Genomic DNA, 23,328 nt, shown 5'->3' with positions numbered 1-23,328 from the left:
GGTCAGTCCTGGGCCCGGAGCAGGACCCAGGGGTCGCTGCAGCCGTCGGCGGCGTCGGAGGCGAGGTCGTAGACGCCGGTGCCAGCAGCGCTGCCGGCCTCGACCCGCCAGACATGACGTTCGGGACGCGCGCCGAGGTCACCGAGGTCGCGCCACCACGACCGGCGCTCGCTCCAGTCCTCGAGGACCTCTCGGACGACGAGGATGCGGCCGCGCCAGACGAACGCACGCGGGCGGCAGCGGACGGCGAGCGAGCCATCCGTGGCGGGCGCCGCGGCCTCGACCCGGACCTCGACGCGTTCTTCGTACCGGCGCACCACGACATGGCCTCCTCAGGCAGGATGGGATGGAGTGAGAGGGGCGATCGAGATGATCGCCAAGGTTCGAACGCCTGTTCGAACATCTCCACTGTACAACCGCCGGACAGCACGCCGTCAAGCCCCTACGCTGACGGCATGAGCCAGCCCGGGGACGCCGTCTCTCAACGAGACCTGAGCAACCACCCCTCGGTCGCTGCCGTGCTGAGCACCCTTGCGACACACCATGTCCAGACCGTGGTGCGCTACCTCCCCGATGCCGTCCGCACGGCTCGGGCCGCCGCCGAGGCACTCGGGGTCTCCCCCTCCGAGATCGCCAACTCGCTCGTCTTCGCCGGGCGCCGCCACGACGGCTCGACCGAGCCGCTCCTCGTGCTCGCCTCGGGTGGTCGCCGCGTCGACCAGGACCGCATCGCCGCCCTGCTCGACCTCGCCGCCGTCGAGAAGGCCACGCCCGAGCAGGTGCGCGAGTGGACCGGCTTCGCCATCGGCGGGGTGGCGCCCGTCGGTCACCCCACTCCCCTGCGCACCGTCGTCGACGTGACGCTCAGCAGCTTCGACGTGGTGTGGGCCGCGGCCGGGCACAGCCACTCCGTCTTTCGCACGACGTACGACGAGCTGCTGCGCATCACGAGCGGCAAGGCGATCCAGGTCGACTGACGCCGGCCACGAGAGGCGGGACGGCCGCGTCGCCGGGATGACGAGCGCCCCTCCACACTCACCGACCCGGCCACGCGGCCGCGTGATCACTCTGGCGGCAACAAAGGTGGCGCCGGATCAGTACACGTACTCAGGTTCGGCAGGCCCGAGGTACTCAGACCAGGGTCAGCGAGCCCCCGCGGACAGGCCGAGGTTCTCGTAGACCTCGAGCGTCGCCGTGGAGCGGTTCATCGTGATGAAGTGCAGCCCCGGTGCGCCCTCGGCGAGCATGCGCTGGGCCAGCTCGGTCGCGATCTCGACGCCGACCGCACGGACCGCGGCCGGATCCTCGCTCACGGCCTCGAGCCGGTCGACGACCGGCTTGGGCAGTGGCGTCCCCATGAGCTGCGACATCCGGGTGATCTGCCTGAGGTTGGTCACCGGCATGAGTCCGGGCGTGATCGGCAGGTCGCGGTGCTCGGCGACCCGGTCACGCAGGCGCAGATAGCTGTCGGCGTCGAAGACCATCTGCGTGACCGCGAAGCTCGCGCCCGCATCGGCCTTCTTGAGCATGATGTCGACGTCGTGGTCGAGGTCCGGGGAGGCCGGGTGCACGTCGGGGAAGGCCGCGACGCCGATCGTGAAGTCGCCGAGCGTGCGGATGAGCGACACGAGGTCGGTTGCGTGGTTGAGGCCCTCGGGATGGGCGACCCACTCGCCACCGGGGTCGCCCGGCGGGTCGCCACGCAACGCAAGGATGTTGCGCACTCCCGCGGCGGCATACTGCCCGATGACCCGGCGGACGTCCTCGACGGACGCACCGACGCAGGTCAGGTGGGCCAACGGGGTGAGGGTCGTCTCGCGCGCGATGCGCTCGGTGACCCGGACGGTGCGGTCCTGGGTCGTCCCCCCGGCGCCGTAGGTCACCGACACGAAGTCGGGTCGGACCCGCTCGAGGCGTCGGATGGCATCCCACAGCGCCGCCTCGGACACGTCGTCCTTGGGCGGGAAGAACTCGAAGCTCACCGAGGGCCGCTCGGAGGAGAGGAGCTGGGGGATGGAGCGGGGTGCCATGGGGTGAGATTAGTCCAGTGGGCAGGCCGTAGGCTCAGGCCCACACCCCGTGAGATGCGTGAGATGCGAGGAGCGTTCGTGACCAGCCCGTTGGACGAGGCAGATCTCCGCGCTCGCGTGCAGGCCTGCATCGACGACGAGCTGCGGCGCCAGGCCGTCGTCCTCGACGAGCTCGGACCGGACGTCACCGACCTCCTCGACCGCGTCGGATCCCTGCTCGCCGGGGGCAAACGACTGCGGGCCGCCTTCCTCTACTGGGGCCACCGGGCCGCCGGCCGCGCCGACTCGAACGAGCTCGTGCGCCTCGCGACCGCCATGGAGTTCTTCCAGGCCGCGGCGCTCATCCATGACGACGTCATGGACGACTCGGACACCCGACGGGGTATGCCGGCCGCCCACCGCGCGCTCGCCGCCGTCCACACCGAGCGTGGCTGGGGCGGTGACGACGAGCGTTTCGGCGTGGCGGGCGCCATCCTCGCCGGCAACCTCTGCCTCACCTGGACCGACGAGCTGGTCGCCACGAGTGGGCTCGACGCGGCCGACCTGGCGCGGGGACGTGTGGTCTTCGACCGGATGCGCACCCAGCTCATGGCCGGGCAGTTCCTCGACGTCGTCGACTCGGTCCGCCCGTGGGACGACCTGCCGGCAACCGAGCGCATCGAGCGGGCGCAGCGGGTCATCCGCTACAAGAGCGCCAAGTACACCGTCGAGCACCCGCTCCTCATCGGCGCCACGGCCGGGGGCCTCGGTGAGGCTGATCTCGCCTACCTGTCGTCGTACGGCCTCGACCTCGGGCACGCCTTCCAGCTGCGTGACGACCTCCTCGGGGTCTTCGGCGACCCCGAGGCGACGGGCAAGCCGGCGGGCGACGACCTGCGCGAGGGCAAGCGCACCGTGCTCATCGCGCACACCCTGAGCGGCACCGACGACGCCGGACGCCAGCTCCTCCGCACCGCCCTCGGCGACCCGAACCTCGGGACCACCGCCGTCGACGACCTTCGAGCGGTCATCACCGCTTCCGGCGCCGTCGACGCGGTCGAGTCCGAGATCGGCCGTCTCGCCGCCAGTGCCCGCGCCTCCCTCGCGGCGGCCACCGGTGTCGCCCCCGACGCAGCGGTCATCCTCGACCAGCTCGTCGAGATCAGCACCGCCCGCACCGCCTGACCCGCCTCGACAGCGATTCGCCTCAGGTGGACCGGTTCAGGGCCACCTTGCGCACCATCACGCAGTTGCCCAGGCCTTTGGGGCGGTCATACGTGAAGCCCTCGCGCTCGTACATCGTGCGGGTGCCGTTGTAGAGGAACGACGAGTTCTTCTTCCGTTTCCCGCCGGTGTCGTGGGGGTAGCCCTCGACCACGCCGCCGCCTGCCTGCGCGATCAGGTCCACGGCTCCGCGCAGGGCAACCGACGCCAGCCCCTTGCCACGGTGGGCCTTCTCGACCTGGATGCAGGTGATCCGGTAGTCGGGCAGTCGCTCGGCCGTGGCCAGATACTCCTTGCGGTGGTGGATGCCGGGTAGCTCCTCAGGTGTGCCGTACTCCGCCCAGGCGATGGCCAGGTCCCCGTCGTAGACCAACGCCGCGTGCGCGATCCCCTCGTCCACACGGCGCCTCTTGAACGCCCGGTTGTCCTCGACGGCGCTGTCCGGCTCCCGGTCGTCGGGATGGAACCAGGTGCACCAGCAGCTGGCGAACATCCCCTTGTTGCGCTCGACGAGGGCGGCGAAGTCGTCAAAGGTCTCCGGAGTGAGCGACCTGGTCGTGAGCTCGGACATGTTGGCAACCTAGACCGCGTCGGACGTGGACTCCTACCGTTCGGCCCCCCAGCGTCCGAGGGCAGCGATCGCCTCGCTTAGTGCGAGCCCTCGATCGGTCAGCGCGTAGGCGCGTGTGTTGTGCCGAAGAGGCAGTCGGGTCAGCACACCGGCGGCCTCCAACTCGCGCAGGCGGGTCGCCAGCATGTTTGTCGGCGTCCCGAGGTCGCGCTGGAGGTCGCCGTAGCGCTGCGGGCCCTCGAGCAGCCGCTCCACGATGAGCAGCGCCCACCGGCTTCCGACGATGTCGAGGGCCGCGGCCAGGTCGCTCACTCGGCGGAGTCGGTGTTCGGCTTCATCCAGAACGGCGAGTAGTGGTAGCCGTCGGGATCGTCGAACTGGCGCTGGTACATGAAGGGGTAGTCGTCGATGTCGCCGACTCGTCCGCCGGCTGCACCGGCACGGTCGACCAGCTCGTCGACCGCCTCCCGGCTGCCGAGGTCGAACGACACCGTGACCTTCGAGGGTGTGTCCGGTCCGCCGATCACTTCCTCGACTCCCCCGATGCTCGCGTACATCTCGCGGCTGCCGAGCATGAGGTACTGCTCCGGCGCGATGGCGAAGCACGACACGTTGTGGTCGGACATCTCCGGGTTGAGCGTCCAGCCCAAGGCCGTGTAGAAGGCGGTGGCGCGCTCGACGCTCTGGACGGGGCAGGTGATGAAGAGGCTCATGCGGCCATACTTGCAAAATGCAAGTGCGCCGTCAAGGGCTGCCCCATCTCTCACCGGGACCGTTAGCTCAGCGCACCCACACGACGTGCGTTCCGGCGGTACGGAAGCCGGCCGAGAGCCACTGACCCAGCTCGTCCCCGTGCGCGTAGCCGACGAGCGGTCGGCCGGGGTTGAGGACGGCTGCGCACGCGACCATGGCGGCAACATCCTCAGTCCCGTCGGCAGCGGCCCACGCGTTGGAGAGCTCCACCGTGGTGCCTGCCTCGTGCAGCACGGCGCCGCCGACCAGCTCCTTGCTCTCGCGTTGGGCGAGGATCGTGAAGCGCGGGTGCTCGAGGAATGCCGGAAGGAGCACTCCCGTGTAGTCGTGCAGCTCGTTCCATGTCACCAGCTCGTCAGGCTCGGCGACGACGCCCCACCCATCGGGCAGGGTGGCTTGAGGGGAAGCCGCTTCGCGGTGCAGCCAGTCCGCCTCGAACAACCGCTGGAACCCGGCAGGCTCGAGGTCGACCGTGCCGTACGAGTCGGCGACGGAGCAGTGCTCGAACGGCTCCATGGCGCGCAGCACACGGTCGACCGTGACGTCGCGCCGCAGCGTCTTGGCGGCGGAGTGCCACGGGGGCGGCTCAGCGAGCGCCCACCACAGGGCGTCGTCGGACCGGGTGGGGATCCCGTGCACGGCGAAGACGTCCTCGTACCACGCTTGGCTCGCGCGGACCCCGGCCTCGTGCTCCGCCGCCGTCTCCCCTGCCACCCTCCAGTGGTACCAGAACGGAGGCTTCACGGTCCGGTGGACGAGGAACGTAGGCGGGCACTCCGTCACCTGATGCGACGTACGAACCCGCCCGCTCATCGTGGCGTGTTCGGATGTCCGAGCAACGTGACCCGCTGTGTTGTGATCCGGGTGCGAGGGACCTCCTCGACCTGCGATCTCGGTCTGATTCGGTGTGGCAGTCGGACCAGCCAGTCCCTAGGGTCAACCCCATGAAGCGGGTGTGCAAGGTCGGTGTCCAGCTGCCGGAGGTGGAACGGTTCCTCCCGTGGCCCGAGTACCTGGATCTGGCGCGACGGGTGGAGGCATCCGGCTACGACTCGGTCTGGGTGGGTGACCACTTGCTCTACGACTTGCCGAATGGGGTGACGCGGGGGCCGTACGAGGCCTGGACGACGCTCGCGGCCATCGCGGCAGTGACGGAGCGGGTGGAGCTCGGGCCGCTCGTCGCCTCGACCAGCTTTCACTCCCCGCCGATGCTGGCCAAGCAGGCCGCGACCGTGGACGCGATCTCTCAGGGGCGGCTCATCGTCGGGCTCGGCGCAGGCTGGAACCGACGGGAGTACGACGCGTTCGGCTTCCCCTATGACCGGCGCGTCTCACGCTTCGAGGAGGCGCTGGCGATCATCGTCCCGCTGCTGCGGACGGGGCGCACCACCTTCCATGGGGAGTTCTATGACGTCGAGGACTGCGTGCTCGACCCGCGCCCGGTGAGGGAGGGTGGCCCGCCGATCATGCTCGGCTCCACCGGCCCTCGGATGCTGGGCATCGGGTTGCCGGTCGTGGACTCCTGGAACGTCTGGTGGAGCCGGTACGACAACTCGGTGGAGCGCTTCGCGGAGGAGAAGTCGAAGGTCGATGCTGTGATGCCGAACGGGCGGCACGTAGAGGCAACCGCTGCCGTTCTGGTCACCCTCCCCGGCGCAAAGGGCCGGCTGATGGGTGACGTCTACGACGCGAAGGTAAGGACGGTCACGCCCGACGATCTCTGCGACCACGTGCAAGGGCTGTCACAGGCCGGCGCGACGCACCTCCAGCTGGTGTTGGACCCGATCACAGCCGAGTCGATCGACGTGGTGGCGGAGTCGCTGGCTGGTCTCGACGGCTGACTGTCGAACGAGGGTCAGGCCTCGAAGCGGTCCACACGGCAACGGGCGAACTGGTCTACCGTGCCGTTCCCGAGGATCTCGTCGGCGGCCAGGCGCCCCACCGTGGGGCCCAGGCACAGTCCAGAGTGCATGACGGCGAGGTAGAGGCCCGGCAGTGACCGGTGACCGCCGATGATCGGGCCCTGGTCCCCGGGCATCGGCCGGCGCCCCAGCTGGTAATCGAGAAGTCGCACGTTGTGCCCGCCCTCGAAAGCGGAGGCCAGCCGCTCGACGGCCCGAGCGGCCAGCCTGGCCAGCGCACCGACGCCGTGGGCATCTTCCCCAACCGCACACTGGAGCCCGATCGCAGTGTTAGTTCCGAATGGGGCGAAGCGCACGAAGAGCGAACCTGATCCGGATCCGGGGGCACGAACCTGATGGAAGCGCCGGACACGTCTGCCGAACCCTCTCCGATGTGTCTCTATGACCACGGTCATGTGTGGGATGCGTTCCACAAGGTCGGCCCGAAGATCCTTTGGTTGACTGCCTCCATGTCCCGAGCGATGAAGTGGTTGATTGCGTTCATCATTGCGATGGCCGCAAACTCGATCGCTGGCATCTGGCTGGAGGGCGACAGCGCTCAGATGGTTCGGTTGGCGCTTACCGTCGTGATGATGGGCTGCGGAGCAACGGCCTTCTTCGTTTGGTTCCGCGAGTCCCAGCGATGACTGGTCCCTACGACCCCCCGAAGCCGACCCGAGAGCAACGTCGGTCCGTTTTCCTGTGGTCTCTCGGCCTCCTCACCGTCGTCGTCGCAGGAGTCGTCTTGCGGGTTGCGTTCGAGGACGAACCCTTGGTCCGTATCGCCTTGACAGTTGTTGCCGTCCTCACCGCAGCAGTACTCATTGGCGGGTGGCTGAACCTTGCAAAAGTACTTCGTGACCTCAAGGTCAGAGACCGCGAGTGAGGACCGTCCTGGTCCCAGTCAATGGCGCGTGGCCCGCCATGGAGGCGCCTCAATAACGACGATCTACAGGACCCTGATGCGGGCACAGGCGGACCGATGTGTCCTCGGTGCGGCTCGTCACGCTGCCCGGTCCACGCCAGCCCGTGCTCGTCCTGGGACTCGTCGTCCTTTCCTCCGCAGCCGTAGCGATGCATCCGCGACTCATCCAGCGCACTAAACGCGGCTACTTGTTTCATTGACGGCAGGACCGGTGCCTGCGCAGGCTCGGTTCAGGTGCCCGGGTTCGTCGCTCTCAATCGCGGCTGCCCACGATGATCGTGTGGCTCTCACATGGACTGCGCCGCCCGGGCACCGCCGGGCAGGAGAGGCTCAAGAAGGGATTGCTCTGCTCGAAGTAGCGGTGCCCTCCACGCCCAACCATCACAGGTTCAAGGCGACGGAGGACGTCATGGAAGAGCAGGTTCCGCGGGTTGTTATCGGGATGGATCCGCACAAACGCAGCGTCACGATCGAGGTGATGCTCGCCGACGAGACGGTCGTGGCTGGTGGCCGGTTCGACACCACGGTCGAGGGTTACCAGGCGATGCTGGACTTCGTCGCCGGGTGGCCGGACCGGGTCTGGGCGATCGAGGGCTGCGAAGGCATCGGCCGGCACATCGCCCACCGGCTCCTGGCCGACGGACAAGACATCGTCGACGTGCCGGCCAAGCTCTCCGCTCGGGCGCGGGTGTTCGCCACCGGGCAGGGCCGCAAGACCGACGCCACCGACGCGCACTCGGTCGCGCTGGTCGGCACCCGCATGGCCGGGCTGCGACCCGTGGTGTCCGACGCCCAGCTCGAGGTGCTCCAGCTGCTGGTGGATCGGCGCCGCTCCATCGGGGACGAGCACACCCGCAAGATCAGCCAGCTGCACCGGATCCTGTTGGAAATGCTGCCTGGTGGCGCGAAGAAGTACCTCTCCGCGGCCCAGGCCAAGACCCTGCTCGCCGGCGTGCGCCCGCGTGACGTCGTGGGCAAGACCCGCAAGCGGGTCGCGGCCGAGCTCGTGGCCGACCTGGAACGGATCTACACCCGCAAGAAGGCCGCCGACAAGGAGCTCAAGGACCTCGTCGCCGCGACCGGGACCTCCCTGCTCGACCTGCACGGCATCGGCCCCTCCGGCGCCGCACGGCTCCTGGTCGAGGTCGGGGACCTGTCCCGCTTCCCCGACCGCAACCATTTCGCGTCCTGGACCGGCACCGCCCCCATCGACGCCTCCTCCGGCGACCACGTGCGCCACCGCCTCTCCCGCGGCGGAAACCGACAGATCAACCGGGTGCTGCACATCATGGCCACGGTCCAGCTGCGCACCCCCACCACCGAGGGACGCGCCTACTTCGACCGGAAGAAAGCCGCCGGCAAGACCTCGATGGAAGCGATGCGATGCCTCAAACGGCGCCTGTCCGACCTCGTCTACCGAACGATGCTCGGCGACTACACCGCGAGCAAGGTGACGAGCCCGGGAGGGCAACGGGGCAACGACTCTGACTCCAGCGCGACCGGCTCACAACCCCACGCCGGCTCTTCGGACAAGCCACTTCCCGGACCCGCCACCACCAAGCCTACGACCAGCCTCCCGCGGGCGTCTTGACACAGAAGGGAGCCATGGCCGGACGAGGGCATCGACCGCGATATTCGAATCCGTGCGAAAGATGCCTGGTCACCCCTACCAGTTGTCCATGGGCACCGGGTGGGGTCGTCTCGTTGAGAGCCCCGCATACAAGTACGTCGTCCTCGTTGTGTGCATCGCTGTTCAAATCAGCATCATGGCGAGCCCAAACCGCGAGCGTGATCTCGACTGGGTGGGTTGGTCCGCCCTACTCCTGTTCAGTGTGCTCGGCTTTGTCTACGCGGTTCGCGACGTCAGGCGCACAAGCGGCCGGGGGTAAGGCGTCAGACGATCAGCGGCCCAAGAGACCACTGCCGCCTTAAAAGCTAGGGGTGGTGTCCCGTCCATCAGGATGCCCGGATCGCGGCATGTCCGGAAGTTACGAGGCCGCCTGTGCCCGTCGGATCGCGGTCTTCCAACCCCAGACCTTGTGGCTCGTGCCGACCTGCGTATCGCGGAAGTTAAACGGGAGCGAGGTCGCCACAATCTCGGCTTGGTCGACGACCTGCAGCCCACCCTGAGTGAACAGCTCCACCGGAGCTAGGCCATGTTCGACCGCGCCGATGCCGACGATGTCGTCACGAGTCGGAGCGGCTTGCCCGCGCCAGGGCAGCACTCCAGCCACGAACGTGGTGCGCGCTCCAGCGCCGCCGCGCCGGAGATCCACCACCTGTAAGCACGCCCAGCCAGACGGTTCGCACGGAACCGCAATCAGGTCGCCCACCTCGAGCGCGACCGTACTCCGAGGTGAGAACGGGAACGAGCGGTCAGCCATGGGCGCATCGTTTCAGAAGTGCCGTTCATCGGTGCAACGGATCGCGCTAACTGCGGCAGAAGAGTGCGTTTCCTCATGCCTTCCAGGGGAGCCGGCGGCGGAGTTCCTCATGCTCCGGACGCATGCCCCGAACTTTCATTGCCCGCACCGACCGGAGTTTTGGCAGATCCAGTAGTGGGCTGTAGTCGAGGTCGTCAACCACAACCGTGTGCAAGAGAACCTTCTCCAGGTCTCTGAGCGGGCGCAGGAATCCAATGCTCGCGATGTGACCGTTGCGCGGGGTCATCCAGGCTCCGCCGATCTCGAGATCGGCCAAGCGGTGCAAGTTCGCAAAGGGCGACGGGTCCTCAATCGTGCGAAAGCCCTCCAGCGCTAGCAACCTCAAGTCGTGAAGAGCCGCCAGAGGCCCCACATCGGTCACAGCAGAGGCGCCGCGCAGCTCCAAATGGCGCAGCCCCGTCATCGAGCCGAGCGGGCTCAAGTCCGTGTAGTCGCCCCACTTCACGACAAGTCGAGTCAGTTGTGGCTGACCGGCCAGCGCCGCGAACAGGCGCTTCGGAGTGCGGGTCGTGAACCGCAGTTCCGTTAACGGCGTGCGACTGCTCAGGAGCTCGATCCACTCATCAACGACACGCCGGGCCCGGCTGGACGTGAACCCGGTCCCAAGTTGGGTGCAAGAGACGGCAATGGCCTGCTGACCGGTGTACTCCGACACCTCGGTGAGCATCGGGACTGCGGCTTCTCGAGGCACGAGGATCAGCGTAGGGGCACGCTCGTATTCGCCCAATGCGGCAGATGCGGACGTTCTGTGGTGGACGTTGGCACCCTGCCAGCCCCCTGCTGCACATGGGCTCGATGGGGAATTCATGCCTTTATCGACGCTTCGCGACGACGCGCCCAAGACGCCGTAGCCAAGGGTAGTTCTGAGAACTCGCGACCAGCCCATTGCTCCAAGCGTCGGCAAACTTCGTCGAGTTCTGGGCCACCTACGTCTGTGAGCAGCACGGCGAGCACTATGTCCCTCATGCCGGGGCGGTGGAGGACTGGGCTAGTTTCGTCTATCGCGCCAGTTCTGAGCGCAGTGAGCATCCGACCAGGACCCATGAGGCCCAGCATCCTTGTTATAGCCACGTCTTGCAGGGCGGCGGTCATCTCAGCCGAGGCGGCTCTCGCCTGAGCCAGTGAATCCACCGTCCATTCGGTCGAGTGGTGGTTTCGTTTCCCTGGGGGCATTAACCCACCTCGGTACAGGCCGTCCCAAGGGAGTGCCCGACCGGGTTTGCTCGAGCTTCCCCAAGGCGTGTCTGGGGCGCACTCGTGCGTCCACGCCCACCAGCAAGGTGGAACGACGGACAGGCTGACGTCGAAGGTCCCATAAGTACCCTCGTTGTACTGACCGGACTGAATACTGACCACGGCCGTGTCGCCGTCACGCTCCAGCCGCCACGTCGGGTACGTCCCCCTGAAGCCGGCCGCCCGCAGCGTCGGCACAACGTCGTCCTTGACCGCTAACTTCAGTGCATCCCTGGCCAACATCAAAGGATTGTGACACTTCCCTACTCACACGTCCTGTCACCCATGGAGAGAAGGGAGCGGGCGCATCAGGCGGGCGGACGCCGCTCCCCAAGGAAACGGATCGCGGCAAGAGAGTGCGTTTCATGGCACCCTGCCACCCGTGCCCTTCAACCTGGAGATGTTCGCGCCCCGTGTGCAGCAACATGCGATCGAGTGGGATTCCCTCGGGCTGGACTGGTCCGTTGGTCCGATCAAGGCGAACTACGGCAAGGCGGTCACGTCCGCCATATTCGCGAATGGACAGTGGCTAGCCGAGATTCTCATTTGGGAATCGGGTGAGACTGAACTCGGAACCCTTCGTTTGCGGGATGGGCAAACCATCAACAAGCACTACGACCTTGTGACCGTCGCCGACCTCGACGCGGTCATTGACGAAGTTCTGGCACTGCTGAAGGACGGAGAGATCCCGGCCGAGGCATACCTTCCCTGACTACCGCTCATCGGCATGAGCGGACGTTTCATCGCCGAATGCCTTCCGAGACAACTCGTCTCTGTGGCACGTGCCTTCGGACGAATCAGAAGGCGAGTTCCATGGCCCGTCGCCGCACCTCGGTCTTGAAACCGCCACGGAGCGAGTCGATCGGGGCACCTTCGACGGGCAGCGTGGGGTCCGGGGTGAAGAGCCAGGTCAGGATCTCCGTGTCGTTCATGCCGCCGTCGCCGAGCACGGTGAACGTGCCCTTGAGGGAGGACATGACGCCCTCGTCGTCGAGGAACTTCTCGGGCACGGCGACGACGCGACGCTCGCCGATGCGAGCCGAGAGCACCTCGCGGTCGTCGATGAGCTGACGCACCGCCGACAGGGGCAGGTCGAGCCGCTCGGCGAGGTCGGGAACGGTCAGCCACTGGCCGACGAGGGCCTCGAGATCGGTGTCCTGGTCTTTCACGAGGCAAGCGTGCCACACCGCTACCCCTCGCACGGACTAGTCTCACCCGCTACTCTGTCAACGCTTACCACATCTGTCCCATTGTCAACACCAGTCTCCACGACGGCCCTCGGCGGGCCGTTGCCTCGGAAAGGACGGCCCTCATGGTCATCGCCCTGCCCCCCGCGACGGTGCCACCCGCCGTCCTCGTCCCCGCGACGGTCTCGACCCACTCCAGCCCGGCACCACATGGCTGGACCACCTACACGGTGAAGGACGGCGACACCCTCATCGGTCTCGCCGCGACCTTCCGCACGACGCCACGTGCACTCGCCGCCAAGAACCACATCAGCGACGCCCGTCGGCTCTGGGCCGGCTCCACCATCCAGGTGCCGGGCCGCGCGGGGTCGACGGCCAAGGCGAGCCCCCGGGCGACGTCCCGTTCGGCCGGCAGCCACACGGTCAGGGCCGGTGACACCCTCTACGGCATCGCCGCCCGCTACGGGACGACCGTCCCCGCGATCGCCAAGGCCAACGGCATCTCCCCGCGCTCCTTCATCTACCCGGGCCAGCAGCTGCGCCTCTCCGGTGCGGCGTCCTCCCAGAACAACAGCGCGAAGGCGAGCGGCAAGGGCAAGTCGTCGAGTGCGGCATACACGGTCAAGAACGGTGACACCCTGCTCGCCATCGCGGCCCGCACCGGGCGCACCGTCTCCTCGATCGTCAAGGCCAACGGCTTGCGCGGCACGATGATCTACCCCGGCCAGCGCCTCACCCTGCCGGGCACCGCGGCACGGAAGTCTGCCCCCAAGGCGGCGCTGCCGAACACCTTCGCCGGGCGCACCTACCCCGACCGCATCGTCCAGAACGCAGCGCGCAACCGTGAGATCCTCGCCGGCCGCTCGGTGCCGACGCGCTCGCAGACCAAGGCCCTCATCAAGGCGACCGCCCGCCGGCACGGTGTCGACCCGCGGCTCGCGCTCGCGATCTCGATGCAGGAGTCCGGGTGGAACCAGCGCCAGGTGTCTGTCGCGAACGCAGTCGGCATCATGCAGGTCATCCCGTCCGGCGGTGAGTGGGCGTCCTCCCTCATCGGACGCAAGCTCAACCTGCTCGACCCCGAGGACAACGTGACGGCAGGAGTCGTCATGCTGCGCGCCCTCACTCGCGCCGCCCCGTCCGAGGACATGGCCATCGCGGGCTACTACCAGGGCCTGCACTCGGTGACGACGCGCGGGATGTTCACCGACACCAAGAGCTATGTGGCCAACATCAAGGCGCTCAGGGGTCGTATGTGACACCGGCAGCGTCGGGCACCGGGGTCCCCGGGCTGCAACCGCGCAGTCCGTACACTCAACTGGTGTCCACCGCCCCCGCCGACGGTCTCGTCGGAGAGATCCTCGACGGTCGCTACCGCGTCATCGAGCGCCTCGCCGACGGTGGGATGGCCACGGTCTACCTCGCCCTCGACACCCGTCTCGACCGGGAGGTCGCGCTCAAGGTCATGCGCCAGCACCTGGCCCAGGACGCCATGTTCCGCTCACGCTTCCACCGCGAGGCCCGGTCCGCCGCCCGCCTCTCGCACCCCGGCGTCGTCGCGGTCTTCGACCAGGGCGAGGACGACGGTCGGATGTTCCTCGCGATGGAGTACGTCCCCGGGCAGACGCTGCGCGAGGTCATCGACGCCGAGGGCTCGCTCACCCCGCGGGCCGCGATCGATATCATGATCCCGGTGCTCGACGCCCTCGCCGCGGCCCACCGCGCCGGCATCATCCACCGCGACGTCAAGCCCGAGAACGTCATCCTGCGTGAGGACGGCGCGGTCAAGGTGGCGGACTTCGGGCTCGCCCGCGCCGTGACCTCGCAGACCGTGACGTCGTCGTCCGGACTCCTCCTCGGCACGGTCGCCTACCTCTCCCCGGAGCAGGTGGAGCGGGGCATCGCCGACGCCCGGAGCGACGTCTACGCGGCGGGTCTCGTCCTCTTCGAGATGCTCACGGGGTCCAAGGCCTTCGACGGCGACACCGCGATCAACGTCGCCTACCAGCACGTGCACGCCGGTGCGCCACGGCTGCGCAGCCGTGACCCCGAGGCGCCCGAGATCCTCGACGAGGTCGTGGCGGCAGCGACGTCCCTCGACCCTGACGGTCGACCCGCGGACGCCGCCGCGTTCGCCGCCCTGCTGCGCACGGCTCGCCGTGAGCTCACCAGTGACGAGCTCGACGACCGCCCCTCCGCAGCCGAGGCCGCGGCATCGACCCTCACCCGCACGACCGCGCTGCCGGTCGCGCGCTCGCGCCATGCCGCACCTCGAACAGAGACGTCGTTGCGCGACCAGGTCCGGGGCGCACCTCCCGCCACGGCCGGTGTCGCCGTGCGCGACGACGCACCCCGCGCCCGGCGCCGGGCCGTCTGGCCGTGGGTGCTCGTCGTCGTGTCCGCTGCCATCGCCTCGGCCACGGCGTGGTTTTTCATCGCCGGCCCGGGCTCCCCGACGATCGTGCCGGCAGTCGTGGGCAAACCGGTGGTGGCGGCTGAGGCCACGTTGCGCACCCAGCACCTGGACCCCGACCGGCGGGACGGCTTCAGCGAAAGCGTCGCCAAGGGTCTGGTCATCTCGACTACGCCCGCGGCCAACGCCGAGGTCCGGCGCGGCACAGCCGTCACGCTGCTCGTGTCCAAGGGCCCCGAGCGCTACGTCGTCCCACCCCTGCCCGGCACCAGCCAGGCCGAGGCGACCAACCAGCTCACCGCTGCCAACCTCGTCGTCGGCAAGATCACGGAGGCGTTCAGCGAGGACGTCGACGACGGGCAGGTCATCTCGACCAACCCCAAGGTCGGCACCCAGCTCAAGCGCGGCACCGCCGTCGCACTCGTGGTCAGCAAGGGTCGCCAGCCGATCACGGTCGAGAACTTCACCGGCAAGAGCCTCGACTCTGCGCAGGACACGCTCGGCAAGGCCGGTCTCGAGGTCGAGGTGACCGGCGAGGAGAACGACGACACCATCCCCGACGGGTCGATCATCCGGCAGGACCCAGCAGGCGGGAACCTCTTCAGAGGCGACAAGGTCTCCGTCGTCGTCTCCAAGGGGCCGGTGCTGATCACCGTGCCCGGTGGCCTCATCGGCAAGCAGTTCACCGAGGTCAAGGGCCTGCTCGAAGGGCTCGGCCTCAAGGTCACCGAACGCCAGGCGATCCCGGGCATCAACTTCGGCACCGTCCAGGGCCTCAACCCGGGCTCGGGCGACCAGGTCCGCAAGGGCTCCGAGATCGTCGTGACGACGGTCTGAGGTGACCTCTCCCCCATCGCCCGCCCACGACCGGCAGTCCCGCCTCGCCGTCCTGCTGCTGCTCGCGGTCACGGCCGTCTGGGGCTCGACGTTCTTCCTCATCCGTGACCTCGTCGAGCACGTCCCGTCGGCGGACTTCCTCGCGGTGCGCTTCGGCATCGCCGCGGTCCTCATGTTCGCCCTGTTCCACCGGCAGACCCTGGCCCTGACCCGTCGAGAGCTCACCCTGGGCGCGGGACTCGGAGCCCTGTATGCCGTGGCGCAGCTCCTGCAGACCACCGGACTCGAGACGACCGCCGCCTCCGTGTCGGGATTCCTCACCGGGACCTACATCGTCCTCACGCCCGTGCTCGGCGCGCTGCTGCTGCGCGACCACATCCCCCGCGCTGCCTGGGTCGCAGCCCTCATCGCCACCATCGGCATCGGGGTGCTGTCGCTGCAAGGTCTGGCGATGGGGTTCGGCGAGGCCCTCACGTTGGGCTCCGCCGTCATCTATGCCCTGCACATCCTCGCGCTCGGCCGCTGGTCCACGGGGTCCACGGCGCTGGGGCTCTCGACGGTCCAGGCGGCGGTCATCGCCGTCATCTGCTTCGGCGCGGCCATCCCAGACGGAGTGACCCTGCCGGCGACCGGCGGTCAGTGGACCTCGCTGCTCTACATGGCCGTGGTCGCCGGGGCCGGCGTCCTCATCGCGCAGACGTGGGCCCAGGCCCACCTCACGGCGACCCGCGCCGCGATCGTCATGGCGATGGAGCCGGTCTTCGCGGCCGTGTTCGCCGTGCTCTTCGGCAACGAGGTCGTCACGGCGCGGCTGCTGCTCGGCGGCGGTCTCGTGCTCGGAGCGATGTACCTCGTGGAGCTGCGCGGCAGCACCCACACCGACGACGCGTCAGCGCTCGAAGACCCACCGGTGGAGATCCTGCACCACGACGTCTGAGAGCGTCCGCTCCCTGCGCCAGGACGTCAGCGCAGCAGGTCGACCAACACGTCGGTCGCGGCGTCCGTCGCCGCGTCGTCGACGTCGAGGTGCCAGACGAGACGCACGCCGGTCCGCCCGGCGGCATACGTGCGTATGCCGCGTGCCCCAGCCGCGTCGACCAGCTCAGCCGGTGCCCACTTGGTCGAGGACAGGTCGAGCATGACGATGTTGGTCTCGACCGACGCCGGGTCGAGCACGGAAGGAGCGACCTCTCCCACGGCCGCTGCGAACCGCGCGGCCCGGGCGTGGTCGTCCGCGAGGCGCTCGATGTGGTGGTCGAGCGCGTGCAGACCTGCCGCGGCGAGGATGCCGACCTGCCGCATCCCACCACCAAAACGCTTGCGCCAGATGCGTGCTCGCGCCATGAGCTCGGCCGAACCCACGAGGACGGAGCCCACAGGAGCACCGAGCCCCTTGGAGAGGCACACGCTCACGGTGTCGAACTCTCGGCCGTAGTCACTGAGCGGCACACCGGTGGCGACATGGGCGTTCCAGAGGCGGGCACCGTCGAGGTGCATCGCGACGCCGGCCTCGCGGCTCACCGACCGCACCTCGCGGATCGCGCCCAGAGGCTGGATCGTTCCGCCGCCGAAGTTGTGCGTGTTCTCGACGACGATGAGGGCGGTCCCCACCTGGTAAGGCCCGGCACCGACGCTCATGAGACCCAGCGGTCCAGACGGCACGAGACGGCCGCGCTCACTGGCCCACGTGCGTGACGAGATGCCCGACAGCACCGCGGCGGCGCCCAGCTCCGCGCGCAGGACGTGGGCGAGGGTGTCGGCGATGATCTCCTGGCCGTGCTCGACGTGCAGCCGCATGCCGAGCTGGTTGGCCATCGAGCCGGTCGGTGCGAAGAGGGCGGCCTCGTGGCCGAGCAGCGCGGCGACCCGGGCCTCGAGGGCGTTGACCGTGGGGTCCTCACCGAAGACGTCGTCGCCCACGGGCGCGTCGGCCATGGCGCGGCGCATCGCCGGTGTCGGCTGGGTCAGCGTGTCCGAGAGCAGGTCGGCAACCCAGCGACGCGGCATACCGGCGTCCTGAGTGGGTTCAGAGGTGACCACGTCAGTCACGACTGAGCATCTCGGCGACGAGGAAGGCCAGCTCGAGGCTCTGCTGGTGGTTGAGGCGCGGGTCGCAGACCGTCTCGTAGCGCTTGTTGAGGTCGGCGTCGAGGATCTTCTCGGCGCCACCGATGCACTCGGTGACGTCGTTGCCGGTGAGCTCGACGTGGATGCCGCCGGGCACCGTGCCGAGGGCCTGGTGCACCTCGAAGAAGCCGCGCACCTCGTCGACGACGTCCTCGAAGTCGCGCGTCTTGTAGCCGGAGGCCGACTCGAAGGTGTTGCCGTGCATCGGGTCGCAGATCCACGTGACGGCCGCGCCACTCGCCGTGACCTTCTCGACGATCGACGGCAGGGACTCGCGGACCTGGCCGGCGCCCATGCGGGTGATGAACGTCAGGCGACCCGGAGTGCGCTCGGGGTCGACGAGGTCGATCATCCGGAGGAGGTCGTCGACCTGGGCCTTGGCCGAGACCTTGACCCCGATCGGGTTGTGGATGCGGCTCACGAAGTCGAGGTGCGCGCCACCGATGTCGCGGGTGCGCTCGCCGATCCAGACGAAGTGGGCCGAGGTGTCGTAGAGGTTGCCGGTGCGCGAGTCGACCCGGGTGAGGGGCCGCTCGTAGTCGAGGAGGAGCGCCTCGTGCGCGGCGAAGAACTCGGTCCCCTTCATCGCCTCGAAGTCGGCGCCACACGCGGCCATGAACTTCATCGCCTTGTCGATGTCGCGGGCGATCTTCTCGTAGCGCTGGTTGGCGGAGTTGGCGACGAAGCCACGGTTCCAGTCGTGGACGTGGCGCAGGTCGGCGAAGCCGCCGGTCGTGAAGGCGCGCACGAGGTTCAGCGTCGCGCTGCTCGCGTGGTAGGCCCTGACGAGCCGCTGCGGGTCGGGGTTGCGAGCGGCCTCGGTGAACTCGAAGTCGTTGACCATGTCGCCGCGGTAGGCCGGGAGGGTCACGCCCTCGCGGGTTTCGGTGTGGCTGCTGCGCGGCTTGGCGAACTGCCCCGCCATCCGACCGACCTTGACCACGGGCACGGACGCGCCATAGGTGAGCACGGCGGCCATCTGCAGGATCGTCTTGATCCGGTTCTTGATGTTGTCGGCCGTGGCGCCGGCGAAGGTCTCGGCACAGTCGCCGCCCTGCAGGACGAAGGCGTCACCGCGGGAGGCGGCAGCCATCCGGTCGCGCAGGACGTCGCACTCACCGGCGAAGACGAGCGGCGGATAGGTCGCGAGCTCGGTGACGGCGGCGTCGAGGGCGGCAGCGTCCGGCCACAGCGGCTGCTGGGCAGCGGGGAGGTCGGGAGTCGCCTCGAGAGAGGTGCGCAGTTCGGGATCGGTGGTCAGGCTCACCCGCCAAGGATAGGCGCGTCGCGTGGGAGGGCCTGCGGCGCCCGTATGCCGGTCAGCCGCCGATCGCGTGCCCGCTCACTCATCCGCCTCCCGAGCCGCATTATCGGGTCACCCGATAATGTCCCGCTCGACCCGGGTTGCCAACCGCGGTCGAGCGCCCCTTTATCGGGTCACCCGATAATGCGGCAGGGCCTGCGGCGCCCGTATGCCGGTCAGCCGCCGATCGCAGGCCCTCTCACGACTCCGTGCCGCTGGGACCGTCCTCGAGGCCTCGGGCCAGGGCGAAGCGGACGAGCTCGACCCGGTTGTGCAGGTGCAGCTTGCCCAGGGTGTTCTGGACGTGGTTCTGCACCGTGCGGTGCGAGAGGACGAGCTCGGCGGCGATCTCCTTGTAGGACATGCCCGTGGCGACGAGCCGCAGCACCTCGGTCTCGCGGTCGGTGAGCTCGGGGATGGGCCGCTCGGCCGGCTGCGGTGTGGCCACGGCCTCGGCGCCACCGGCAGCCATCCGACGGAACTCGCCGAGGACGAGCCCGGCCAGTCCGGGGGTGAACACGGCCTCACCTCGGGCGGTGGCTGTGACGGCGGCGACGATGTCCTTGCTGGACGCCGACTTCACGAGGTAGCCGGTCGCGCCGGCCTTGATCGCGGCGAGGACGTCCAGCTGTTCACCGCTCGCCGAGAGGATGAGGACGCGGGTCTCGAGGTCGCCCAGAGCCCGGCACACCTCGTCGCCGCGCATCCCCGGCAGGTTGAGGTCGAGGACGAGGACGTCGGGCCGGGTCGCCCGGGCCCGCCGCACGGTCGAGGGCCCGTCGGCAGCTGTCGCGACCACGTCTAGGCCCGCCTGGACGAGGTCGCGCTCGAGGGCACCGAGCCACAGGGGGTGGTCGTCGGCGACGAGCACTGTGGTGGCGGGTGGGCTCTCTGTCATGCGGACTCCTCGCGTGGGACGGTGATGACGACACGGCAGCCACCGCCGGGTCGGGTGATGACGTCGGCGGTGCCGCCGAGGTCGCGGACACGACCGACGATCGACTGGCTGACGCCGAGCCGCCCGCGGGAGGCAGCCGAGAGCAGATGGTCGGGCTCGTCGCCGACACCGTTGTCGCGCACGGTGACCGTGACCGTGTCGCCGTGGTCCTCGAGCAGCAGCCACGCCCGGGCGTCGTCGCCCGCGTGACGCTGGACGTTGTCGAGGGCCGCCACCACGGCGGCATCGAGCTCCTCGGCACGGGCGCCCTCGAGGGGCACGGGTCCACCGGGGAGGGACACGCTGACCCGCTCACCCTCGTGGGCGCCGAGCAGCAGGCGGAGGTCCCGGCGGACCGCGCCTGCCGGGACCGCGAATGCACCGGGCAGCTGCGCACCCGTGACGTCCTGGGAGACCAGGCGGCGCAGGGTGCGCTCCTGCTCGGCGGCCATTGCGCCCAGCTCTGCACCCTCGCCTCCGAGCTCCTCACCGCGGCGGTGGATGAACGCGAGGGTCTGGAGCACCCCGTCGTGGACGACGCGGGCCAGCCGCTCGCGCTCGCGCAGCCGCTCACGTTCGGCGAGCACCTGTTCGTAGCGGTGCAAACCGCCCCGGGCGAGGTCGACGGCGAGGCCGATGAGCACGCCGAGCAGGACGAGCAGCAGGATGTTGTGCCACGTGGTCTGGGTGGGCGACCCGATCTCGACCAGGTCGGCCGCCGCGATGATCCCAGCCACCACGAGGCCGCCGAGCCGGCCGTGGAGGACGGCGGCACCGACGACGCCTCCGGCCGCCCAGATCGTGGGCAGAGTGAACTGTCCTGCGGCGACGTCCTCGGGGTGGTCGGCGAGCAGGGTCGCGAAGATCCCGCCGACGGCCAACGCCACCTCGATGGCGAGCAACCAGGTCGTCCGGCGCCGGAAGACGAGCAGCAGCAGGCTGAACGCCATGAGGACCCCGATGACGGTGAACGCCACCCAGGGCCGTGCCATCGTGTCGTGGCGAGCCCAGACGACCGACCCGGCATATAGGGCCGCCGCAGGCCGGAAGTAGTCGAGCCCGCGCGAGAAGGCCTCGACGATGACCGGTTCGGACCGACCAGTGCGCACCGAGCGGTACGTCACCCCGAACAGGGCCCCCCGGCGGTTCATGGCCTCAGCCAGCACGTTGTTCGTCGGCGTCCCGGGTCCTGGCCTCGCCGGCGTCCCTGGCCTCGCCGGCGTCAGCGGCTTCGTCGGCGTCTTCGGCTTCGGCCGCGGCATCGACCGCGTCAGCGGCATCGAGCTCACGCTCGAGCTCGTCGGCCGCGCGACCGGGGTTGGCCGCCTCGGCCTGCTCACGCTGCAGGATGCGCTTGGCGCGGGTGAGACGGTCCTTCATCGACCCGGCATACATGTCGACGTACTCCTGGCCGGAGAGCTCCATGAGCGCATACATCACCTCGTCGGTGATGGATCGCAGGACGAAGCGGTCGTCCTCCATCCCCTTGTAGCGTGAGAAGTCGAGCGGCTTGCCGACGCGCACGCCCACGCGCATGACCTTGGGGATGACCTGACCGGTCGGCTGTGCCTTGTCGGTGTCGATCATCGCGACGGGGATGACGGGGACGCCGGCCTCGAGGGCCATGCGGGCGACACCGGTCTTGCCCTTGTAGAGGCGGCCGTCGGGTGAGCGCGTGCCCTCGGGATAGAGGCCGAGGAGCTCGCCGCGCCGCAGGATCCTCAAGCCCGAGCTGAGCGCCGCCTCGCTGGCCTTGCCGCCGGAACGGTCGACCGGAACCTGGCCGACGCCCTTGAAGAAGGCCGCGGTCAGCCTCCCCTTGAGGCCACCGCCGGTGAAGTAGTCGGCCTTCGCCAGGAACGTCACCCGGCGCGGCACGACGAGCGGCAGGAAGATGGAGTCCGAGAACGACAGGTGGTTGCTCGCGAAGATCGCGGCGCCGGTCTCCGGGATGTGCTCCTCACCCTCGACCCAGGGGCGGAACAGGATCTTGAGCAGTGGTCCCAGGATCACCGTTTTGAGCACCCAGTAGAACACCGTCGTCCTTTCCGTCGAATTCTGCTGACTCTAGTGCACGGGGTGCACCCCACCTGCCGGACTAATCCGATCCCCCAGAACGTTGGCGAGGGTGTTCCGGTGCACCCACCGTCCGCGACGTGGCACCATTTCAAGTGTTCGTCCCCATCCCCGTGAGGCAGCCATGAGCGAGCGTGACATCGACGCCGAGTTCGACGCGATCGTCTCGCGGTGGGACGACGACTCGCCGCAGCCGCCCAGGCCGCGGACCGTCCAGGACATCACGACGGCGTATGCCGCCCTCTCCCCTCCCGAGACCACTCCACCCGAGCCGGTGGACGAGTCCACCGACGACGTGGCGCCGGTCGATCCCGACGCGGAGGGGGCCCGGGCGAGGCGCGAGCCCGAGGCCCGGCCCGAGGCCTGGCCCGAGGTCGAGGCGGAGCCCGCACCAGCGTGGCGCGAGGGACCGAGCATCGACGCCGAGGACGACGACCACTTCGAGCCCGCGCCGGTGCAGCTGCCACCCGGCGAGGACATCGGCTACTGGGGCGCGATCGTCGGGCTCGTGGGTGGCCCCCTGCTCATGGTGTGGATCGCCCTGGCCGGCCCCTTCTACCGCGGCTGGTGGATCCTCGGCTCGATCGTGCTCTTCCTCGGTGGCTTCGCCCTGCTCGTCATGAGGTCGCCGCGACTGCGCGACCCTCACGACGACGACGGTGCCCGGGTCTGACCCAGCACGACGTCCGCCACACCCGGGGGGCCTACAGCCGGAGGTCGACCCAGGTCGGTCGGTGGTCGCTGCCGGCGACGAGGTCGGCCTCGTCGATCGGCACGTCCGCGTGCGGCTCGGCCTCCAGCCCGGACGAGGCGAAGATGACGTCGAGGACCTTGCGGGGCCGTGACGCGGGATAGGTCGGGGTCATGGGAGACACGAGTCGCAGGGCACCGGCGAAGGCCTGCCAGGCCTGACCGGACTCACCCTCGTTGAGGTCCCCGGCAAGGACCACCTCGCCCCCGACGTCGATCATCTGCAGGATGACCCGGGCGTGGGCAGCGCGCTCCTGAGCATCGAGGCTGAGGTGGACGCTCGCCACGGCGATGGGCTCCCGACCGGGCGCCGCGACCCGGGCCAGGGCGAACCCACGAGTCCGTTGCAGCCGCGCGACGCGCAGCCGGTGGTGCGCGGACTCGACCACGTCAACGCGCGTGGACGTGAAGATCGTCGTCCCGCCGCTCCCCCGGTGCCGACCCGTCCAGGACATGCCGCAGTGCTTGGCGAAGGTCGCGACCCGTCGGGTCGAGAACAGCCGCCTCGGCACCTCCTGCAGGCACAGCACGTCCGGGTCGATGGCACGCACGACCCGCGCCGCGGCATACGGGTCCTCGAGGAAGTCCCGCGTGTTGTAGCTCGCGATCCGGATCGTCGTCATGCCGGGTCCACCACC

General features: G+C 69.1%; 28 protein-coding genes. 11 read left to right on the top strand and 17 right to left on the bottom strand.

Annotated features, from left to right (window positions below; genetic code table 11):
- Nucleotides 1-2: 2 nt before the first annotated feature.
- On the bottom strand, nucleotides 3-320 hold the full coding sequence (locus tag ACZZ98_RS16510) for a DUF6504 family protein (RefSeq protein ID WP_463517261.1): 318 nt from the start codon (nucleotides 318-320) through the stop codon (nucleotides 3-5).
- A gap of 135 nt (nucleotides 321-455) precedes the next feature.
- Here ACZZ98_RS16510 and ACZZ98_RS16505 point away from each other — a divergent pair, with 135 nt between their 5' ends.
- On the top strand, nucleotides 456-977 hold the full coding sequence (locus ACZZ98_RS16505) for a YbaK/EbsC family protein (RefSeq protein ID WP_463517260.1): 522 nt from the start codon (nucleotides 456-458) through the stop codon (nucleotides 975-977).
- 165 nt (nucleotides 978-1,142) lie between these two features.
- On the opposite strand, the gene metF is transcribed toward ACZZ98_RS16505, so the two are convergent.
- Nucleotides 1,143-2,030, bottom strand: coding sequence for a methylenetetrahydrofolate reductase [NAD(P)H] (metF, locus tag ACZZ98_RS16500; RefSeq protein ID WP_463517259.1), 888 nt, complete (start codon nucleotides 2,028-2,030; stop codon nucleotides 1,143-1,145).
- Nucleotides 2,031-2,108: 78 nt separating this feature from the next.
- Here metF and ACZZ98_RS16495 point away from each other — a divergent pair, with 78 nt between their 5' ends.
- A complete protein-coding gene (locus ACZZ98_RS16495; protein WP_463517258.1) occupies nucleotides 2,109-3,194 on the top strand; it encodes a polyprenyl synthetase family protein in 1,086 nt (361 codons plus the stop codon).
- 22 nt (nucleotides 3,195-3,216) lie between these two features.
- Here ACZZ98_RS16495 and ACZZ98_RS16490 read toward each other — a convergent pair whose 3' ends face one another.
- The 4 genes from ACZZ98_RS16490 to ACZZ98_RS16475 all read right to left on the bottom strand — a co-directional run bounded on the left by ACZZ98_RS16490 (nucleotide 3,217) and on the right by ACZZ98_RS16475 (nucleotide 5,271).
- On the bottom strand, nucleotides 3,217-3,804 hold the full coding sequence (locus ACZZ98_RS16490) for a GNAT family N-acetyltransferase (protein WP_463517257.1): 588 nt from the start codon (nucleotides 3,802-3,804) through the stop codon (nucleotides 3,217-3,219).
- 33 nt (nucleotides 3,805-3,837) lie between these two features.
- A complete protein-coding gene (locus ACZZ98_RS16485) occupies nucleotides 3,838-4,116 on the bottom strand; it encodes a winged helix-turn-helix transcriptional regulator (protein ID WP_463517256.1) in 279 nt (92 codons plus the stop codon).
- Nucleotides 4,113-4,517: a VOC family protein gene (locus tag ACZZ98_RS16480; RefSeq protein WP_463517255.1), complete on the bottom strand. Its 405-nt coding sequence runs from the start codon at nucleotides 4,515-4,517 to the stop codon at nucleotides 4,113-4,115. Before ACZZ98_RS16480 ends, ACZZ98_RS16485 begins: the two co-directional genes overlap by 4 nt.
- 67 nt (nucleotides 4,518-4,584) lie before the next feature.
- A complete protein-coding gene (locus ACZZ98_RS16475; protein WP_463517254.1) occupies nucleotides 4,585-5,271 on the bottom strand; it encodes a hypothetical protein in 687 nt (228 codons plus the stop codon).
- Nucleotides 5,272-5,501: 230 nt separating this feature from the next.
- Between ACZZ98_RS16475 and ACZZ98_RS16470 the strand changes: the two genes are divergently transcribed.
- Complete coding sequence (locus ACZZ98_RS16470) at nucleotides 5,502-6,398, top strand: LLM class flavin-dependent oxidoreductase (protein WP_463517253.1); 897 nt, start codon at nucleotides 5,502-5,504, stop codon at nucleotides 6,396-6,398.
- Nucleotides 6,399-6,412: 14 nt separating this feature from the next.
- On the opposite strand, the gene ACZZ98_RS16465 is transcribed toward ACZZ98_RS16470, so the two are convergent.
- Nucleotides 6,413-6,631 (bottom strand): hypothetical protein, encoded by a 219-nt coding sequence (locus ACZZ98_RS16465; RefSeq protein ID WP_463517252.1) that lies wholly within the window; start codon nucleotides 6,629-6,631, stop codon nucleotides 6,413-6,415.
- Nucleotides 6,632-6,814: 183 nt separating this feature from the next.
- Between ACZZ98_RS16465 and ACZZ98_RS16460 the strand changes: the two genes are divergently transcribed.
- The 3 genes from ACZZ98_RS16460 (at nucleotide 6,815) to ACZZ98_RS16450 (ending at nucleotide 8,974) form a co-directional block, all read left to right on the top strand.
- Nucleotides 6,815-7,105 carry a hypothetical protein gene (locus tag ACZZ98_RS16460; RefSeq protein WP_463517251.1) on the top strand — a complete coding sequence of 97 codons (291 nt, stop codon included), beginning with the start codon at nucleotides 6,815-6,817 and terminating at the stop codon, nucleotides 7,103-7,105.
- Nucleotides 7,102-7,344 (top strand): hypothetical protein, encoded by a 243-nt coding sequence (locus ACZZ98_RS16455; protein WP_463517250.1) that lies wholly within the window; start codon nucleotides 7,102-7,104, stop codon nucleotides 7,342-7,344. Before ACZZ98_RS16460 ends, ACZZ98_RS16455 begins: the two co-directional genes overlap by 4 nt.
- A 481-nt stretch (nucleotides 7,345-7,825) precedes the next feature.
- Nucleotides 7,826-8,974 carry an IS110 family RNA-guided transposase gene (locus tag ACZZ98_RS16450; protein ID WP_463517249.1) on the top strand — a complete coding sequence of 383 codons (1,149 nt, stop codon included), beginning with the start codon at nucleotides 7,826-7,828 and terminating at the stop codon, nucleotides 8,972-8,974.
- 397 nt (nucleotides 8,975-9,371) lie between these two features.
- Here the strand turns inward: ACZZ98_RS16450 and ACZZ98_RS16445 are convergent, their stop codons facing one another.
- The 3 genes from ACZZ98_RS16445 to ACZZ98_RS16435 all read right to left on the bottom strand — a co-directional run bounded on the left by ACZZ98_RS16445 (nucleotide 9,372) and on the right by ACZZ98_RS16435 (nucleotide 11,303).
- On the bottom strand, nucleotides 9,372-9,767 hold the full coding sequence (locus tag ACZZ98_RS16445) for a hypothetical protein (RefSeq protein WP_463517248.1): 396 nt from the start codon (nucleotides 9,765-9,767) through the stop codon (nucleotides 9,372-9,374).
- Between the two features lie 73 nt (nucleotides 9,768-9,840).
- Nucleotides 9,841-10,494: a hypothetical protein gene (locus ACZZ98_RS16440; RefSeq protein ID WP_463517247.1), complete on the bottom strand. Its 654-nt coding sequence runs from the start codon at nucleotides 10,492-10,494 to the stop codon at nucleotides 9,841-9,843.
- Nucleotides 10,495-10,631: 137 nt separating this feature from the next.
- Nucleotides 10,632-11,303: a DUF4304 domain-containing protein gene (locus ACZZ98_RS16435; protein ID WP_463517246.1), complete on the bottom strand. Its 672-nt coding sequence runs from the start codon at nucleotides 11,301-11,303 to the stop codon at nucleotides 10,632-10,634.
- Nucleotides 11,304-11,442: 139 nt separating this feature from the next.
- On the opposite strand from ACZZ98_RS16435, the gene ACZZ98_RS16430 reads away from it, so the two are divergent.
- Nucleotides 11,443-11,772, top strand: a complete 330-nt coding sequence (locus tag ACZZ98_RS16430; RefSeq protein WP_463517245.1) for a hypothetical protein — start codon at nucleotides 11,443-11,445, stop codon at nucleotides 11,770-11,772.
- Nucleotides 11,773-11,857: 85 nt separating this feature from the next.
- Here ACZZ98_RS16430 and ACZZ98_RS16425 read toward each other — a convergent pair whose 3' ends face one another.
- The gene (locus ACZZ98_RS16425; RefSeq protein WP_463517244.1) at nucleotides 11,858-12,229 is read right to left on the bottom strand and encodes an Rv2175c family DNA-binding protein; all 372 of its coding nucleotides are present in this window, start codon (nucleotides 12,227-12,229) and stop codon (nucleotides 11,858-11,860) included.
- 143 nt (nucleotides 12,230-12,372) lie between these two features.
- Between ACZZ98_RS16425 and ACZZ98_RS16420 the strand changes: the two genes are divergently transcribed.
- From ACZZ98_RS16420 to ACZZ98_RS16410, 3 genes are all read left to right on the top strand, one after another.
- Nucleotides 12,373-13,506 (top strand): lytic transglycosylase domain-containing protein, encoded by a 1,134-nt coding sequence (locus ACZZ98_RS16420; RefSeq protein ID WP_463517243.1) that lies wholly within the window; start codon nucleotides 12,373-12,375, stop codon nucleotides 13,504-13,506.
- Nucleotides 13,507-13,568: 62 nt separating this feature from the next.
- Entirely contained in the window at nucleotides 13,569-15,497 is a 1,929-nt protein-coding gene (gene pknB, locus ACZZ98_RS16415) for a Stk1 family PASTA domain-containing Ser/Thr kinase (RefSeq protein ID WP_463517242.1), read from the top strand.
- Nucleotide 15,498: 1 nt separating this feature from the next.
- Complete coding sequence (locus ACZZ98_RS16410) at nucleotides 15,499-16,434, top strand: DMT family transporter (protein WP_463517241.1); 936 nt, start codon at nucleotides 15,499-15,501, stop codon at nucleotides 16,432-16,434.
- A gap of 26 nt (nucleotides 16,435-16,460) precedes the next feature.
- On the opposite strand, the gene ACZZ98_RS16405 is transcribed toward ACZZ98_RS16410, so the two are convergent.
- The 5 genes from ACZZ98_RS16405 to ACZZ98_RS16385 all read right to left on the bottom strand — a co-directional run bounded on the left by ACZZ98_RS16405 (nucleotide 16,461) and on the right by ACZZ98_RS16385 (nucleotide 21,901).
- Nucleotides 16,461-17,546, bottom strand: a complete 1,086-nt coding sequence (locus ACZZ98_RS16405; protein ID WP_463517240.1) for a threonine aldolase family protein — start codon at nucleotides 17,544-17,546, stop codon at nucleotides 16,461-16,463.
- Entirely contained in the window at nucleotides 17,539-18,891 is a 1,353-nt protein-coding gene (locus tag ACZZ98_RS16400) for a class II 3-deoxy-7-phosphoheptulonate synthase (protein ID WP_463517239.1), read from the bottom strand. The genes ACZZ98_RS16405 and ACZZ98_RS16400 overlap by 8 nt, the downstream gene beginning before the upstream one ends.
- Before the next feature lie 235 nt (nucleotides 18,892-19,126).
- Complete coding sequence (locus ACZZ98_RS16395) at nucleotides 19,127-19,825, bottom strand: response regulator (protein WP_463517238.1); 699 nt, start codon at nucleotides 19,823-19,825, stop codon at nucleotides 19,127-19,129.
- Nucleotides 19,822-21,015, bottom strand: a complete 1,194-nt coding sequence (macS, locus tag ACZZ98_RS16390; protein WP_463517237.1) for a MacS family sensor histidine kinase — start codon at nucleotides 21,013-21,015, stop codon at nucleotides 19,822-19,824. The genes ACZZ98_RS16395 and macS overlap by 4 nt, the downstream gene beginning before the upstream one ends.
- Before the next feature lie 4 nt (nucleotides 21,016-21,019).
- Complete coding sequence (locus ACZZ98_RS16385) at nucleotides 21,020-21,901, bottom strand: lysophospholipid acyltransferase family protein (protein WP_463517236.1); 882 nt, start codon at nucleotides 21,899-21,901, stop codon at nucleotides 21,020-21,022.
- A gap of 163 nt (nucleotides 21,902-22,064) precedes the next feature.
- Between ACZZ98_RS16385 and ACZZ98_RS16380 the strand changes: the two genes are divergently transcribed.
- Nucleotides 22,065-22,613, top strand: coding sequence for a hypothetical protein (locus ACZZ98_RS16380; protein ID WP_463517235.1), 549 nt, complete (start codon nucleotides 22,065-22,067; stop codon nucleotides 22,611-22,613).
- A 31-nt stretch (nucleotides 22,614-22,644) separates the two neighbouring features.
- On the opposite strand, the gene ACZZ98_RS16375 is transcribed toward ACZZ98_RS16380, so the two are convergent.
- Entirely contained in the window at nucleotides 22,645-23,313 is a 669-nt protein-coding gene (locus tag ACZZ98_RS16375) for an endonuclease/exonuclease/phosphatase family protein (RefSeq protein ID WP_463517234.1), read from the bottom strand.
- Between the last annotated feature and the right edge of the window lie 15 nt (nucleotides 23,314-23,328).

This window comes from Knoellia sp. AC549 (genome assembly GCF_979258975.1).
The sequence above is the reverse complement of the archived record's forward strand: the minus strand, read 5'-3'. Positions and strand labels throughout refer to the sequence as shown.